13 protein-coding genes are annotated in these 15,284 nt (G+C 65.3%); 2 read left to right on the top strand and 11 right to left on the bottom strand.

Translation table 11 applies throughout. From position 1 onward, the window contains the following. Positions 1-124: 124 nt before the first annotated feature. From arfB to F8237_RS10130, 7 genes are all read right to left on the bottom strand, one after another. The gene (gene arfB / locus F8237_RS10160; RefSeq protein ID WP_143843326.1) at positions 125-541 is read right to left on the bottom strand and encodes an alternative ribosome rescue aminoacyl-tRNA hydrolase ArfB; all 417 of its coding nucleotides are present in this window, start codon (positions 539-541) and stop codon (positions 125-127) included. 116 nt (positions 542-657) lie between these two features. Next, complete coding sequence (locus F8237_RS10155; protein WP_162005974.1) at positions 658-2,025, bottom strand: M16 family metallopeptidase; 1,368 nt, start codon at positions 2,023-2,025, stop codon at positions 658-660. Continuing rightward, complete coding sequence (locus F8237_RS10150; RefSeq protein ID WP_374761607.1) at positions 2,022-3,416, bottom strand: M16 family metallopeptidase; 1,395 nt, start codon at positions 3,414-3,416, stop codon at positions 2,022-2,024. The genes F8237_RS10155 and F8237_RS10150 overlap by 4 nt, the downstream gene beginning before the upstream one ends. A gap of 201 nt (positions 3,417-3,617) precedes the next feature. After that, positions 3,618-4,346, bottom strand: a complete 729-nt coding sequence (locus F8237_RS10145; RefSeq protein ID WP_151644230.1) for a hypothetical protein — start codon at positions 4,344-4,346, stop codon at positions 3,618-3,620. A 106-nt stretch (positions 4,347-4,452) separates the two neighbouring features. Next, complete coding sequence (gene lspA / locus F8237_RS10140; protein WP_162005973.1) at positions 4,453-4,947, bottom strand: signal peptidase II; 495 nt, start codon at positions 4,945-4,947, stop codon at positions 4,453-4,455. Between the two features lie 8 nt (positions 4,948-4,955). Next, entirely contained in the window at positions 4,956-7,970 is a 3,015-nt protein-coding gene (gene ileS / locus F8237_RS10135; protein ID WP_151644226.1) for an isoleucine--tRNA ligase, read from the bottom strand. Between the two features lie 203 nt (positions 7,971-8,173). Then, positions 8,174-9,145, bottom strand: a complete 972-nt coding sequence (locus F8237_RS10130; RefSeq protein WP_151644224.1) for a bifunctional riboflavin kinase/FAD synthetase — start codon at positions 9,143-9,145, stop codon at positions 8,174-8,176. 227 nt (positions 9,146-9,372) lie between these two features. Here F8237_RS10130 and F8237_RS10125 point away from each other — a divergent pair, with 227 nt between their 5' ends. After that, positions 9,373-9,768, top strand: a complete 396-nt coding sequence (locus F8237_RS10125; RefSeq protein ID WP_007596883.1) for a response regulator — start codon at positions 9,373-9,375, stop codon at positions 9,766-9,768. A gap of 178 nt (positions 9,769-9,946) precedes the next feature. Here F8237_RS10125 and F8237_RS10120 read toward each other — a convergent pair whose 3' ends face one another. Continuing rightward, entirely contained in the window at positions 9,947-10,801 is an 855-nt protein-coding gene (locus F8237_RS10120) for a TIGR01459 family HAD-type hydrolase (RefSeq protein ID WP_151644222.1), read from the bottom strand. Between the two features lie 15 nt (positions 10,802-10,816). Continuing rightward, positions 10,817-12,301, bottom strand: a complete 1,485-nt coding sequence (locus tag F8237_RS10115; RefSeq protein WP_151644220.1) for an EAL domain-containing protein — start codon at positions 12,299-12,301, stop codon at positions 10,817-10,819. Positions 12,302-12,706: 405 nt separating this feature from the next. Here F8237_RS10115 and F8237_RS10110 point away from each other — a divergent pair, with 405 nt between their 5' ends. After that, on the top strand, positions 12,707-13,546 hold the full coding sequence (locus F8237_RS10110; RefSeq protein ID WP_151644218.1) for a class I SAM-dependent methyltransferase: 840 nt from the start codon (positions 12,707-12,709) through the stop codon (positions 13,544-13,546). A 46-nt stretch (positions 13,547-13,592) separates the two neighbouring features. Here the strand turns inward: F8237_RS10110 and F8237_RS10105 are convergent, their stop codons facing one another. Next, positions 13,593-14,627 (bottom strand): YihY/virulence factor BrkB family protein, encoded by a 1,035-nt coding sequence (locus tag F8237_RS10105; RefSeq protein ID WP_151650510.1) that lies wholly within the window; start codon positions 14,625-14,627, stop codon positions 13,593-13,595. 1 nt (position 14,628) lies between these two features. Then, a complete protein-coding gene (locus F8237_RS10100) occupies positions 14,629-15,216 on the bottom strand; it encodes a phage holin family protein (RefSeq protein WP_151644215.1) in 588 nt (195 codons plus the stop codon). Positions 15,217-15,284: the final 68 nt, after the last annotated feature.

Raw genomic sequence — 15,284 nt, 5'->3', positions numbered from 1 at the left:
CAGCGTGCGCAAACTCTAGGCGCCGCCAAACATGCGGTGGTAGTAGCGGGCTGTTTCGGACGGGAACAAAACGTAAAGCGCGCGATGTGCTCGCACCGATCTGCAGTGCGATCGACTGCCGCGATCAATCGTCGAAATGTCCGCCGCGTTTCGACTTGATATCGCTGCGGCGCTTCTTGCCCTCGAGCCGGCGTTGCTTGGAGCCGAAGGTCGGCTTTGTCGCGCGCCGCGGCTTCGGCCGTATCATCGCTTCGCTGAGGATCTCGGTGAGGCGGTCGATCGCATCCTGCCGGTTGCGCTCCTGGGTGCGGAAGCGCTGCGCCTGGATCACGATGACGCCGTCCTTGGTCATGCGCTGGCCGGCGAGACGGGCAAGGCGCAATGCCGCATCCTCCGGCAAGGTCAGCTTGCGGGTGTCGAAGCGCAATTGCGCCGAGGTTGCGACCTTGTTGACGTTCTGGCCGCCGGGGCCCGAGGCGCGAACAAAGCCGATCTCGATGTCGTCCTCGTCGATGACGAGATCGCGGGATATCCGCAGCATGGGAACACCATTCGTGATGTCCGGACATATCCCGGACGCCACCATTCGGCAATGGCACCCATGCGAAACGCAAATGGCCGGGCGAGCCCGGCCATTTCAGGAAACGTTAAGGGACGTCAGTTGGACTTCGTCGCCGGTGCTGCCGCCGGCTGCGCGGCGGCCTGCGGGGCGCGGCCGACGACGACGGTCAGGAGGCCCTGGCCCCAGAGCCGCTTGGAGGCCGCCTTGGCGTCATCGAGCGTCACCGCATCGACGATGGCGTTGCGCTTCTCGATGTAGTCGATCGGCATCTTGTCCTGCTGATATTGCAGCAGCGCCTGCGCCAGCTTGGAGGAGGTGTCGAGCGCCAGCATCTGCGAGCCCTTGAGGTAGGACTTGGCCTCGTCGAGCTCCTTCTGTGTCGGGCCCTCCTCGGCGATGCGGCGCACCTCCTTCTCGATGGCGTCGATGGTGTCGCCGGCGCGGTCTGCGCGCGTGCCGGTATTGCCGATGAAGATCGCCGAATGCTCCATCCAGAGTAGCGATTCGAATACCGAATAGGCCAGCCCGCGCTTCTCGCGGACCTCGTGATAGAGCCGCGAGGACAGGCCGCCGCCGCCGAGAATGTGGTTGACGACATAGGCGGCCATGAAGTTCGGATCGCTGCGCTTCACGCCGGGGCCGCCGAAGGTGATGACGGTCTGCGGCACGTCGAGCGGCACGAAGGCGCGCTGCGGCGGCTTGACCGCCTCGACGTCAGCGACCGGCGTGAGGTTGGCCTTGGCGGGCAGGCTGCCGAAGGTGTGGTCGAGCAGCTTGCCGAGGGTGGCGGCATCGACGTCGCCGACGACCGCGATCTTCAACGTGTCTCTGGCGAGTACGCGGCCGACATAATCCTTCATGTCTGCGACCGTGATGGTCGGCACGCTGTCGAGCGTGCCGTTGGTCTGCCGTCCGTAGGGATGATCGCCGAATGCGACCTCCAGGAATTTGCGGCTCGCCAGCGAGGTCGGGTTGGTGGTCTCGCGGCGCAGGCCCGAGATCACCTGGGAACGGATACGCTCGACGTCGGCGGTGTCGAAATGCGGCGAGGTCAGCGCGCTCCGGAGCAGGTCGAAGGCCTCGTCCTTGTTGTCGCGCAGCATGCGCAGGCTGCCGCGGAAGGTATCGCGGCTGGTGCTGAAATTGAGCTCGATGGCGCGGCGGTCGAGCCGTTCGTGGAAGGTCTTGGAGTCGAGATCTCCGGAGCCTTCGTCGAGGAGGTCGCCGACCAGGTTGGCGACACCCGACTTGTCCCTGGGGTCCTGGGACGAGCCGCCGGCAAAGGAATATTCCATGGCGATCAGCGGCACGGTCGCATCCTGCACGAACCAGGCCTCGATGCCGCCAGGCGAGACCAGGCGCTGGATCTTTGCTGCGGCTTGCGATGGCGAGATGGTCGCGAGCGCAAACGCGGTGCCGGCGGCAAGGGAGAATGCAATGCGTCGAAGGAAGGGATAGGTCACGAACGCTTCTCCTCGCGCTTGGCGGCGGTGGTGTCCTTGATCAGATAGCCCGTCACCGAGCGCTTCTTCTCGAGCCATTTCTGTGCAGCCGTGCGAACCTGTTCGGCGGTGACGGCACGGATGCGGTCGGGCCAGCTTCGGATGTCCTCGATCGACAGCCCCGTCGTCAGCGCGCCGCCATACCAGCGCGCCAGCACGGCCTGGTTGTCCTGCGCGTAGATCGCTTCGGCGATGAGCTGGGTCTTGACCCGCTCCAGGTCCTCGGCGCGGATCGGATTCTGCGCGACGTCGGCAATGACGCCGTCGATCACCTGCTCGACCTCGGCGAAGCTGACACCGGGTTTCGGCGAAGCCGCCACGGCGAACTGGGTCGGATCGAGCGAGATGCTCGAATAGCTGGCGCTGGCCGAGACCGCGAGCGGCTTGTCGACCACGAGCGCGCGGTAGAGATAGGAATTGCTGCCGCTGCCCATCAACTGCGCCAGCACGTCGAGGGCAGCGCTTTCGCCGGCCGCGGCCGTCGTTGCGGAAGGCACGAGATAATAGCGGCGCAGGCTCGGCTGCTCGACGCGCGGATCCGCCAGCGTGACGGAGCGAGGTGCGGCCGGCTCCGGCTCCTGCGGGCGGACGCGGCGTGCCGGGATCGCGGGCTGGGCCGGGATCGAGCCGAAATTGCGTTCGACCAGCGGACGGATGTCGGCGGCCTCGACGTCGCCCGCGATGACCAGGATCGCGTTGTTCGGCGCGTAGAAGCGGCGGTAGAAGGCGAGCGCGTCCTCGCGGTCGAGCTTCTCGATCTCCTGGTGCCAGCCGATCACCGGCCGGCCATAGGGATGATTGAGATAGAGCGCGGCCATGATCTGCTCGTTGAGCCGCGCGTCCGGATTGTTGGCGACGCGCATGTTGTATTCTTCCAGCACGACATCGCGCTCGGGCAGCACGTTCTCGTCCTTGAGGATCAGACCGGTCATGCGATCGGCCTCGAACTCCATCATGGTCGGCAGCTGCTCTTTCGGCACGCGCTGGTAGTAATTGGTGTAGTCGACCGAGGTCGAGGCGTTCTCGTTGCCGCCGACGCGGAGCACGGTCTGGGAGAATTCACCGACCGGATGCTTCTCGGTGCCCTTGAACATCAGATGCTCGAGGAAGTGCGCGAGCCCGGACTTGCCCGGCGTCTCGTCGGCCGAGCCGACCTTGTACCAGATCATCTCGGTGACCACGGGCGTGCGGTGGTCCGGGATCACCACGACCTGCATGCCGTTGCCGAGCGTGAAGCTGGCGGGCGGAGCCGATGTCACCGTGGTCTGGGCGAGGGCCGCGCCGGCCGTCAGGACACTCGTCGAAAGCAGCGCGGCAAGGAGGCAGGCAACCGAACGGTTTGCGGACATCATGATCCCTGGTGAAAGGCCGAGCCCGGACGTCCGGCTCGAAAGGCACGGCATGCTACACCGTGCGGCTGAGGCTTCGCGTCACGAAGCAGAGAACTCAACCCGGTGGCAAGTTACTGATAGGCAATTTATGGGCCTCAACCGGCGAGCCTCGGCCGCCGGCGACAGGTTCTTCTCGCAGCACGCTGCACCAGGCAGGGAGCGCTATTGCTCCTTGTCCTTGCCCGACATGATGTCGAAATAGGTCTTCTTCGTATTGTCCTTGCCGGCGCCATAGGCGTAGTTCGGCGACGGTGTCTGGTATCCTGGCGGGGGCTCGACCAGAGACGAGCGCGGCGGCTCGGTGGTGAATTGCTTGGCTTCGGACCCACCGCCGACGCCCCTCATCATGTTCCAAAGGCCACCGGTATAGCCGAGCTCGGCATTGCTGAGCGACGGGTTGCCGTTGGTGCCTGGCTGGATCGGATCGTTGGTCGTGCGCTCCGGTGCGGCCACCTGGCCGGCCTTCATCTCGGCAGGCGTCAGAGGCCGTGCGGCCTGCCAGTTTTCCGTTTCCTTGGTGGCCTTCTTGCGCGCGGCGATGGCTTGCTTGCGGCGCTTTTCCTCGGGGTCCTTAGGCCAGTTCGGCGCGACCTTGGCCTGGGTCGCGGGCGGCGGCAAATCGAGCTTGGGCGGCACCACCAGCGGCGAACGCTCGCGGTATTCGATGCCGGGCTTTTCCATGCTCTTGGCGCCGATGCCGGACATCAGATTGTCGATGATCTTCTCTTCGAAGGTCATCCCGTCATCGTCCTCGTCGTCGTCACCGGCGCGCACCGGGCCGGCCGACATGACGAGACCGATGCCGAGCATGACAGCGGACAATTTCAACGCCCGCCAGAACCCCGCTTTGGGGCCTCGAACCATCGAACCGCTGGTCTTCGAGCTGCGCATTACTGTACCTGTTCCATATTGTGGCAGATAGCTGCTCTTTGCCGCTCAAACGCGGCCAATCCTCGCAAAAAGCAAGGTTCCACCTGCCAGCCCGTATCGGCCGGGATCAGGGCGCTTTTGCGGCGGGTACCCCCAGGAAGGAATCATACAATAGCCCCGCCACCCCGACAACGATGGCTACGTCCGCGAGGTTAAACACGTACCAATTATAGGTATTTCCGCCGATCTCGAGATGGAACAGGGCGAAATCGACCACCGCGCCATAGGCGAAGCGATCGATGCCGTTGCCGATGGCGCCGCCGATGATCAGGCCAAGCGCGACCGTCGCCAGCAGGGTGTGCGAGCGGGCCATCCAGATGGCGAGGGCGACCACGGCCACGGCCTTGACCGCCATCAGCCCGATCTGGGCGGCCTGGCTGTCGTTCTGGAGCCAGCCGAAGCTGATGCCGATGTTCCAGGCCAGCACCAGGTCAAAGAACGGCATCACCTTCACCACGCCGCGGCGGGCGAGGTCGAACACGTTCAGCAGCCAGAGCTTCGAGGCCTGGTCGGCCACGAGCGTGACCATTGCCGCGAGGATGCCGGCGCGGAGTGGGGCCATAGCCGGGCTCAGGCCACCACCCCGAGCGCCTTCCATTCGCGCAGCGCCTTGGCGTCGCGCGGGGTGACGTCGGGATATTCGGGGTCTTCGCCGACCGTCGGCGAAATCTTCCAGGAGCGGGCGCATTTGGTGCCGACCGCCTTCTCGACCACGACCGCGACACCGGGCACGGCATCGAGACGGAACGCCGATGCCGGCGCCTCACCCTCGCGGACCTCGTAGTTCGAGGTGATGCAGATCTCGGCGAGGTCGATGTCGAACAGCGTCGCCAGCATGTCGCGCTCGGCGACATAGATCACCGGCGAGGCCTCCAGCGACGAGCCGATGTTCTTGGCCGCACGCTCGAGCTCGAGCGCACCGGTGACGACGCGGCGGACGTTGCGAATGATCTCCCATTTCGCGGCGAGCCTTGCGTCACGGAATTGTTCGAGGCCCTCGGGGAAGAGGGTCAAATGGACGGAAGGCGCCGCATCCGGCCGGAACATCCGCCAGGCCTCGTCGGTCGTGAAGCTGAGGATCGGGGCGAGCCATTTCAGGATGGCGTCGCACAACAGGTCGATCGTGGTGAGCGCTGCCTTGCGCGCCACCGAGGACGGCGGATCGCAATACAGCGTGTCCTTGCGGATGTCGAAATAGAACGCGGACAGCTCTGAGTTCATGAAGGCCGAGAGGCTCGCGACGACGGTCTTGTAGTCGAACGCGGCGTAGGCCTTGCGAATGTTTTCGGCATGGCCGGCCAGTTCGTGCAGCATCAACCGCTCGAGCTCGGGCATCTCGGCATGGGCGACCTTCTCGCTCGGCTTGAAGTGATGCAGCGTTCCAAGCATCCAGCGCGTGGTGTTGCGCAGCTTGCGATAGGTCTCGATGGTGTTCTTCAGGATCTCCGGGCCGATGCGCTGGTCGTCGGCATAGTCGGTCGCGCAGACCCACAGGCGCAGGATGTCCGCGCCCGAATCCTTGATCACCTTCTGCGGCTCGACGGTGTTGCCGATCGACTTCGACATCTTGCGGCCGTTCTCGTCGAGCGTGAAGCCGTGGGTGAGCACGATGTCGTAGGGCGCGCGGCCGCGCGTGCCCGCGCTTTCCAGCAGCGAGGAGTGGAACCAGCCGCGATGCTGGTCGCTGCCTTCCAGATACATCACGGTGTCGCTGCCGCCGTCGACCTTGCGGACGATGTTGCCGAGCTGCGGGAAGTTCTGGCGATCCTCAAGCACGAAGGCGTGCGTAGAGCCGGAATCGAACCAGACGTCGCAGATGTCGTCGATCTTCTTCCAGTCTTCGCTCGCGCGGGACCCGAGGAAGCGCTCGCGGGCGCCGTCCATGTACCAGGCGTCGGCGCCTTCCGTCATGAAGGCTTCGGCGATGCGTTGGTTGACGATCTCGTCCTGCAGGATCTCGGCCGAACCGTCGCTCTTCTCGCGCACGAACACTGCGATCGGCACGCCCCAGGCGCGCTGGCGCGAGATCACCCAGTCCGGACGATTGGCGATCATGCCGTTGATGCGGTTCTCGCCCGACGGCGGCACCCATTGCGTGACCGAGATCGCGTGCAGCGCGCGGGCGCGCAGCGTGTCGCCCTTCTTCGCGTGCCCGTCATCGCTGATGTCCTTGTCCATCGCGATGAACCATTGCGGCGTGTTGCGGAAGATCACCGGTTTCTTCGAGCGCCATGAATGCGGATATTGGTGCTTGAGGCGGCCGCGCGCGAGCAGCTTGCCGGCCTCGATCAGCGCCTTGATCACGGCCTCGTTGGCATCGCCCTTCTCGCCCTTGTCGGTGAGCACGCGCTTGCCGGTGAAGCCGGGGGCATGGTCGGTGAGGGCGCCGTTTTCGTCGACCGTATAGGGGATCGTGGTGTTGATGCCGCGCGCATCCAGTTCGCGCGCATTGGTCATCCAGACATCAAAGTCTTCGCGGCCGTGACCTGGCGCGGTGTGCACGAAGCCGGTGCCGGTGTCGTCGGTGACGTGATCGCCGGGAAGCAACGGGACCGTGAATTCGTAGCCGCCGCCGGTGCCTTTCAGCGGATGAGCGCATTCGACCGCATCGAGCGTGTCGGCCGGGATGTCGCGCACCTTCTTGTAGGCGGTGACGCGGGCCTGCTTGAACACGCTTTCGGCCAGCGCATCCGCCAGGATCAGCAGATCGCCGTTCTTGGCCCAGTTATCCGCAGGCGCGTCGGTGACCTCATAGAGGCCGTAGCCGATCTTCGGCGAGAACGAGATCGCGCGGTTGCCCGGCAGCGTCCACGGCGTGGTGGTCCAGATCACGACGCTGGCCGAGGCGAGCGCGCCGTGGGCCGGCGAGGTGACCGGAAACTTCACCCATACCGTGTCGGAGGTGTGGTCCTCATACTCGACCTCGGCCTCCGCAAGCGCGGTCTTCTCGACCACGCTCCACATCACCGGCTTGGAGCCGCGATAGAGCGTGCCGTTGGCTGCGAACTTCATCAGTTCGCGGGCGATTTGCGCTTCGGCCGGATAGCTCATCGTCTGATAGGGATGGTCCCAGTCGCCGATGATGCCGAGCCGCTTGAATTCCTCGCGCTGCACGTTGATCCAGTGCGTCGCATAGGCGCGGCACTCTTTCCGGAACGCCACCATCGCGGCGGAGTCGCGGAAATCCGGCTTCTGCTTGCCCTTGGAGCGGTAGTTCTCCTCCTCGATCTTCCATTCGATCGGCAGGCCGTGGCAGTCCCAGCCGGGCACGTAATTGGAGTCGAAACCGAGCATCTGCTGGCTCTTGGTCACGACGTCCTTGAGGATCTTGTTCAGCGCGTGCCCGATATGGATGTTGCCGTTGGCGTAGGGCGGGCCGTCATGCAGCACGAACTTGGCGCGGCCCTCGGCTTCCTTGCGGAGCTTGTCGTAGAGGCCGATGTCGTTCCAGTATTTCAGGATCTCCGGCTCGCGCTGCGGCAGGCCGGCGCGCATCGGGAATTCCGTCTGCGGCAGGAACAGGGTTTTCGAATAGTCCTTGGCGTCGGATTTTTGGGCGTCGGACTTTTGCGGCTTTTCGGACATGAGGCTGACTGGCTCGGAATGGCGCGGAAACGGATGGCGATGCGGAATCGCGGGGCGGAACGACGAAATCCCGGTCTTGCGCCGAGCCGAAAGCTCAGGCGGAAGCCGGGCCGCTAATCCCTATGATGCGCCGCGCAAACATGGGCTCTCCATAGCAGCCGGAAGGGGGAAGCGCAAAGGTCCGGCGGGCCGGTCTTTCGGTCTCAACCGACGGCGCCAAGCCGCGGAAAGGCGTCCGGGGCGGCGGCCAGGATGGCGCGGGCGCGGATGGAATCGTCATCCATCTGGCGGATCAGGGCCTCCAGATTGTCGAATTTCAGCTCCTCGCGGATGAAGCCGACGAAGGCACAATCGAGTGCCTGCCCGTAGAGGTCGCCCTTGAAGTCGAACAGGAAGATTTCCAGCAGGGGCGCGCCATTATCAAAGGTCGGGCGGCGGCCGAAGCTCGCCACCCCGTCCAGCCTCTCGGCGCCGCGCCCGACCCGCACCGCGTAGATGCCGTGCTTGAGGCCGCAATTGGCATCGAGGCGGATGTTGGCGGTGGGATAGCCGAGGTCGCGGCCGCGCTTTTCGCCGTGGATCACCTCACCGGTGATGAACCAGGGGGCGCCCAGCATGGTGGTGGCCTCGTCGATCTGGCCTTCGGCGAGCGCGATCCGGATGGCGCTGGAGGAGACCGGCCGCTCGTCGATGTCGACATGCGGCTGCACGTCGACCTCGATACCGAGCCGGGGTGCCTCGTCGGCCAGCAGGCTCGGCGAGCCGACCCGCCCCTTGCCGAAATGGAAGTCGTAGCCGACCGCTATGCCGCTGACGCCGAGGCGTCCGATCAGGTCATGGTGAATGAAATCTTGCGCACTGGTGCCGGCCCTCGCCTTGTCGAAGGTCATGACCACGGCGCCGGCAAGCCCGGTACCGGCCAGCAGCCGCAGCTTCGCCGGCTCGTCCGTCAGGCGGAATTGCGGGGTGTTCGGGCTGAAAAACCGGCGCGGATGCGGCTCGAAGGTCAACGCCAGCGCAGGGCGGCCATGCGATCGGCCCATTTCCAGGGCCGCCGCGATCACCGCGCGATGGCCGAGATGAACACCGTCGAAATTGCCCATCGCGACCACGGCGCCCCTTAAAATCGCGGAATCCGGCGTGGAGTCGCGAATAACGGTAAAATGCGGGGCCATCAGGGGAATTCTCGAAGCGGCAGGACCGGCCCGGACCGTGGCTTGTCCGGCCGGATGAAGTCAAGCGGGAGGGGGCGGGCGCATTGAATGCGATTTCAGTCCTTCGAGGGCGCCCGCGATTAACGCGCTGTTTAACGCCTTGGTGCTAGTTCTTGAAACGTGGAACCGCGGGGCTAGAGCTGGCGGGTCCGATTGTAACATTCCTGGTTTGCGTTGGGGGAGTCGAGATGGCGGTTGATTTGTCGATGTCGGTTCTGGTGGTTGACGACTACAGCACCATGATCCGTATCATCAGGAATCTGCTGAAGCAGCTTGGCTTCGAGAATATCGATGATGCCAGCGATGGTTCGGCGGCGCTGAACAAGATGCGCGGCAAGAAGTATGGCCTCGTGATCTCCGACTGGAACATGGAGCCGATGACGGGCTACGATTTGCTGCGCGAAGTGCGCGCGGATCCGAACCTCGCCACCACGCCCTTCATCATGATCACGGCCGAATCGAAGACCGAGAACGTGATCGCCGCCAAGAAGGCCGGCGTGAACAACTACATCGTCAAGCCGTTCAACGCGGCGACGCTGAAGACCAAGATCGAGGCGGTCTTCCCGGACATGGCGAGCGCGTAAGCGCGCTCCCCTCCGAACAAAATCCTCTATCAGGATCGTCATGCCCGGGCTTGTCCCGGGCATCCACGTTCTTGTGCACGCGTGGTGGGACGTGGATGGCCGGGACAAGCCCGGCCATGACGGCGTCTATCGCCAGGCGATTGGTCCAAGCGCGGCAGCGTGCCGCGCTACGGCCGCATCACCACTTCAATTCGCGCATCAGCGCCTTCGGCGGGTGGCCGAACAATTCCATCACCGATGTCGGGTCGAGCTGGTCGAGGCCCTCGAACTCCTCGGCATGGATGCCGCGGGTGACGAACAGGCAGTCGATGCCGAATTCGCGCGCGCCGGTCAGGTCGGTGCGGACGGAATCACCGATCGCCAGCACCTTTTTCCGGTCGATTGGGTGGCCCTGGCGCTCGCCGGCGAGCGCCATCGCACGCTCGTAGATCGGCCGGTGCGGCTTGCCATAGAAGATCACCTCGCCGCCGATCTCGCGATAGAGTTCGGCAATCGCGCCGGCGCAATAGATCAGCCGGTCGCCGCGTTCGACCACGATATCAGGGTTGGCGCACACCAGAGGCAGTTTGCGTTCGCGCGCCTGCAGCATCATGCCGCGATAGTCTTCCGGCGTCTCGGTCTCGTCGTCAAAGGGGCCGGTGCAGACGATGTAGTCGGCCTCTTCCAGCGGCGCCGTCACCGCATCGAGGCCGCGATAGATCGAGTTGTCGCGCTCTGGCCCGAGCCAGAACATCTTGCGGCCGGGATGCTCGGCGACATAGAGCCGCGTCAGGTCGCCCGACGAGACGATGGCGTCATAGGCCTCGTCCGCGACGCCGAGCTTGCGGAGCTGCCGCTGTACCGAATCGGCCGGGCGTGGCGCGTTGGTGATCAGGATCACCGTACCGCCACGGCTGCGATAGGTGTGCAGCGCCTCGCAGGCTTCGGGGAAGGATTCCAGGCCGTTATGGACCACGCCCCAGATGTCGCTGAGCACGACGTCCACACCGCCCACGAGCTCGCGCAGGCTTTCGGCAAAATGCAGCGTGGTCATGATGCGCGCGGCCGATCAGATACGCCGCGCGAGCGCCGCGCTGCCGGTGGTGATGCGTTGGGCTGGAGGTGCTGAAGACGTCGTCGCACCTGGGCTGGGGGGAGCGGAGCCATTGAATCCCTGGGTGTCCTGCGCCTGGTTCGGCGCGGCTCCGCCGGTAGCAGATGCCCCTTCCGGCCGCAATGGCCGGGGCGGCGCGAACAGGAAGCCCTGGCCGAACCGCACGTCATAGTCGAGCAAATCGACCACCGCGCGCTCGCCTTCGATGCGCTCGGCGATCAGGTCGATGCCGAAGCGGCCGAGCAGATCGGAGAGGTCGGAGGGGTGGATGTCCGAGGTCGAGGCTTGCCTGGGGTCGAGCAGGAGCGAGGCCGGCACCTTGATGAAGCGCACGCCGCGGTCGGCGAGCTCGCGCGGCTCGATGCGCAGATCGGTGACGTGGTCGATCGAGAAGCGGAAGCCGCGCTGGGCGAGCGCTGCGAGATTCTCGGTCTCGGCCGGGCCGAGATTGCGGAAGGTCGATTGCTTGAATTCCAGCACCAGCGACGGCGCCAGCGCCCGGTTGGCTTCGAGGAAGTCGAGGCACTGCGCGAAGCTGGTCGAATTGCCGAGCGTGGAAGCCGCGACGTTGCAGAACACGCCGACATCCTTGTTGCGCACCATCAGGCGGCGCAGCACTTGCACGCAGCGCAACATCACCATGTTGTCGATGCGCCCGATCAGCCCCGAGGCCTCGGCGATGCTGATGAACTCCTCGGCGGCAATCAGCTGGTCGCGCCCATCACGCACCCGCGTCACCGCCTCGTAGAACCGCACCTTGCGCTGCGGCAGCGTCACCATCGGCTGCAGGAAGATGTCGATGCGATTCTCGTCGATCGCGTTGCGCAGCGTCGCCAGCATCTGGGTCTGGTTGCGTCCGTTGACCGTCTGGACTGCGTTGGCAGTCTTGGTCTGAACGGCTGGCGGTGTCGGCTGCGGCGCCGGTACGGGAATTGGCGGCGGGGCGGCGGGGCTCTCCTCGAAGGGCGCAGCCAGGTCGATCGGCGCTTCCGGTTCCGGCTTCGCGACCGGGGCGGGAGAGGGGGGCGGCGGGGCGCCGGCCAGGAGATCTTCGTGAGCCGACACGGTGGTCGCGAGCTGCCTGACCAGCCCGCCGAGCTCGTTGATCTCGCCGACCACAGACTGAATGCGGTCGGTGTTGGTCGAGTTGGACGAGGCGATGCGCCCCTCGATCGCAGCCAGCCTCCGGCCGAACTCGGCGACCTGGCGGGCGAGGTCGGCGGTACCGCGCGACAGGTCGGCAATCTGGCCGCCGACGTCGTTGCGATCGCGCAGCCGCATCGACACCGCGTTGTAGAGGATCAGGAAGGTCAGCGCGGTCAGCGCCACGATCGCGGATTCGGTTCCGTTGATGCCGGCGACCGAGTAGAGGACAAGCCCGAGCGAGGCCGCGACCAGAACCATGCAGATGGCGATGAAGATCGTCGAAATGCGAATCATGCCGCGCGTTACGCCTCAAAGAGCTGACTGCCTCACCCCGGGAAAACACGGGCCGCTGTGCGAACCCGTCGCGCCTCATGCTTCCCCAAGCGGCATGACCCTAACATCATTGTTGATTCGAGGGGATAGCGGCCTCTGTAAGGCTTATGTCAGTAAAGCCGGCGCAAGCAGCGCTCGCGGTCGGGAGCATCGCGATGGTCGGACGAACGGACGGCGGCAATCTCGTTGGCGGCGAATCGTCGGTTTCGCCGGGCGCTTGAGGGCAGCGGCTGCCGAGCACAATTCCCTGCCCTCGGCTCCCGCGGGGAAATCAAGGCAGTCTCAGCGTAAAATAACGCCGCTCTCAAGGCCAGCGAGCCCCATGCGCCCTATCGTCCCGGCGTTTTCAACCGCAGGAGAATTGCCATGTCGACATCCGCAGCGCTCAAGCCGGCCCCCGCCCAGCCCGATCTCGCCGCCGTGAAGCAGCGCCAGCAAGGCGCCTGGTCGTCCGGCGACTACGCCGTCGTCGGCACCACCTTGCAGATCGTCGGCGAGCAGCTCTGCGAGGCGCTGGACCTGCGCGCCGGCAGCAAGGTGCTGGACGTCGCCGCCGGCAACGGCAATGCGACACTGGCGGCGGCGCGGCGCTGGTGTGACGTCACATCCACGGACTACGTGCCGGCGCTGCTCAAGCGCGGACAGGAACGCGCGGCGGCGGACCATCTGACGGTCGAATTTCGCGAGGCGGATGCCGAGGCGCTGCCGTTTGCCGATGCCAGCTACGACGTCGTCGTTTCGACCTTCGGCGTGATGTTCACGCCCGACCAGGACAAGGCAGCCTCCGAGCTTGCGCGGGTCTGCAAATCCGGCGGCAAGATCGGCCTCGCCAGCTGGACGCCGCAGGGTTTCATCGGCCAGCTCTTCAAGACCATCGGCAAGCATGTGGCGCCGCCGGCGGGTGTGAAGTCGCCGGCCCTGTGGGGGACGCAGGCACGGCTCGAGGAGATGTTCATCACCAAGGCCACGGAGATATCAACCGAACCGCGCATGTTCGTGTTCCGTTATCGCTCGCCGGAGCACTGGCTCGATGTCTTCAAATCGTACTATGGACCGATGCTGAAGGCTTTCGCCGCGCTCGACGAGACCGGCCAGGCGGCCCTGCGTCGCGATCTCATGACACTGCTGGGCGAGTTCAACCATGCCGACGACGGCACGGTGGTCGTGCACAGCGAATATCTGGAAGCCGTCATCACCAGGCGCTGAGGGCGGAGTTCGGTCAGGCCGGACGATCTCCGGCCTGACCACAGGCTCAGGGCGCCATTTTGGCCTCCCGTTCGATCTCCGAGTTCAGCTCGGCGCCGAACATGATGACGATGGCCGACATCCACATCCACATCATCAGGCCGATCGCCGCGCCGAGCGAGCCGTAGGTTGCGTTGTAGTTGGCGAAGGCCGACAGATACCAGGAGAGCAACGCCGAGCCGGCGATCCAGAGCAGGGCGGCCGTCACCGCGCCGACGCTCAGCCATTGCCAGCGCGGTGCGTCGCGGCTGGACGCGAAGCGATAGAGCATGGCGAGTGCCGCCAGTAGAATGATGAGCAGCAGCGGCCAGCGCGCGAGCGCGGCGATCAGCTTGCTTTCGGGCGCGATGCCGATGTGATCGAGCGCGAGCGGAAAGGCCACGACGGCGCCGACCATCAGCAGAAGCGCGGCGATGCCGCCGACCGTGAAGGCCAGGGACATCAGGTTCAGCTTGATGAAGCCGCGCTTCTCGCGCGCCTCATAGGCGACGTTGAGGGCGTCGAAAATGGATTTGACGCCGGCATTGGCGCTCCAGACCGCGAGCATGAGGCCGAGCAGGAAGGCGGCACCGAGCGCCGTATTGCCGTTCGAGACCACGCGCGCGACCTGGTCCTCGACGATCTGGAATGCGCCCTCGGGCAGCATCATCGCGAGGCTCTGGAGGTTGGCGCTGATCGTCGAGGGATCGGCGAACAGGCCATAGGACGAGACCAGCGCGGTCACGGCGGGAAAGATCGCGAGCAGGCCGAAAAAGACGACGCCTCCGGCGGTCGCGAGCAGGCGATCGTCGTCGATGCGCCGGTAGGTGCGCCGGAAGATCTCCTTCCAGCCGGCCCAGGGAATTGCGAAAGGGCTTTTCGAGTGGCGGCCGTGATCGGGCCGGCTCGTCGCTTGCGTCACGCTGGTTCTCGGCGCGTTTTGCAAGGCGCCGGACTTGATGAGGCCGGACTCCTGAAAATAGCGCTCGGCAGTCAGCACCAGAACAGCCGTGGCGGCAATCAGCAGCCAGCTGTCGAACTGCTCCGACCGCCGCGCCGGCACCTCAAGCGTCCAATCCGTGTCCATGCCGCCTGCGGCGCGCGGCCGTGAAGCCGATCAGCCCGACGGCCGCGAGCATCAGGCCAAGCTGCACGGGCCGGTTGGTCCGCGTCGGCGACGTGCTGCCGCCATGGCGGCGTTCATCCGGCCCGAGCGGCACCAGGGGAATCGCGGTCGCAACCTCCTTCACCGCTTGCTGGACCGTTCCGCGCGGAATCCGCGGGGTGGCGATCGCAACGCGCATCCGGCTGGCGAGCGGCACGATCGGCCGGGTTTTGCGCTTCATCTGCGCCATCGCTGCTCCGGCGCAGGTCGCAGCCAGCACCAGCAGCACGGCCGCGACGGCGCCAAAACCCCAGAATTGTCCATAGGTGATGGCAACCCAGCGGTACATCGCGATCAGGCCGACAAAGGAGGTCGCGATCAGGAACAGCCCGGCCGCCGCATACAATGCCGCCGCGACCGCATAGGACGTAGCGTGCCCGGTGGCCTGGTTGGTGCGGTCGCGCAAGTAGGACTGGGCTGCCCGCTTGAGATGGTTGAGTTTCAGCGCCATGCCGGCGCGCAGCAATTCGCCCGATGGCGCGAGCATGCGGATATCCTCCGAAAACGAGAACTTCGTCCCGGGATGAACGTGGCGGAATTTGACTTGTTCCGCCG

The sequence above is a fragment of the Bradyrhizobium betae genome (assembly GCF_008932115.1).
Taxonomy (GTDB): Bacteria; Pseudomonadota; Alphaproteobacteria; order Rhizobiales; family Xanthobacteraceae; genus Bradyrhizobium; species Bradyrhizobium betae.
This window is presented reverse-complemented; position numbering and strand designations above follow the sequence as displayed.

What these genes read in the sequence shown, in the direction of transcription:
- F8237_RS10125 (WP_007596883.1), top strand. Translation starts at nt 9,373, where the DNA reads ATGGCGGTTGATTTGTCGATGTCGGTTCTGGTGGTTGACGACTACAGC.
- F8237_RS10150 (WP_374761607.1), bottom strand. Translation starts at nt 3,416, where the DNA reads ATGATGTCCGCAAACCGTTCGGTTGCCTGCCTCCTTGCCGCGCTGCTT.
- F8237_RS10100 (WP_151644215.1), bottom strand. Translation starts at nt 15,216, where the DNA reads ATGCTCGCGCCATCGGGCGAATTGCTGCGCGCCGGCATGGCGCTGAAA.
- F8237_RS10115 (WP_151644220.1), bottom strand. Translation starts at nt 12,301, where the DNA reads ATGATTCGCATTTCGACGATCTTCATCGCCATCTGCATGGTTCTGGTC.
- F8237_RS10130 (WP_151644224.1), bottom strand. Translation starts at nt 9,145, where the DNA reads ATGGCCCCGCATTTTACCGTTATTCGCGACTCCACGCCGGATTCCGCG.
- F8237_RS10110 (WP_151644218.1), top strand. Translation starts at nt 12,707, where the DNA reads ATGTCGACATCCGCAGCGCTCAAGCCGGCCCCCGCCCAGCCCGATCTC.
- ileS (WP_151644226.1), bottom strand. Translation starts at nt 7,970, where the DNA reads ATGTCCGAAAAGCCGCAAAAGTCCGACGCCCAAAAATCCGACGCCAAG.
- lspA (WP_162005973.1), bottom strand. Translation starts at nt 4,947, where the DNA reads ATGGCCCCACTCCGCGCCGGCATCCTCGCGGCAATGGTCACGCTCGTG.
- F8237_RS10120 (WP_151644222.1), bottom strand. Translation starts at nt 10,801, where the DNA reads ATGACCACGCTGCATTTTGCCGAAAGCCTGCGCGAGCTCGTGGGCGGT.
- arfB (WP_143843326.1), bottom strand. Translation starts at nt 541, where the DNA reads ATGCTGCGGATATCCCGCGATCTCGTCATCGACGAGGACGACATCGAG.
- F8237_RS10145 (WP_151644230.1), bottom strand. Translation starts at nt 4,346, where the DNA reads ATGCGCAGCTCGAAGACCAGCGGTTCGATGGTTCGAGGCCCCAAAGCG.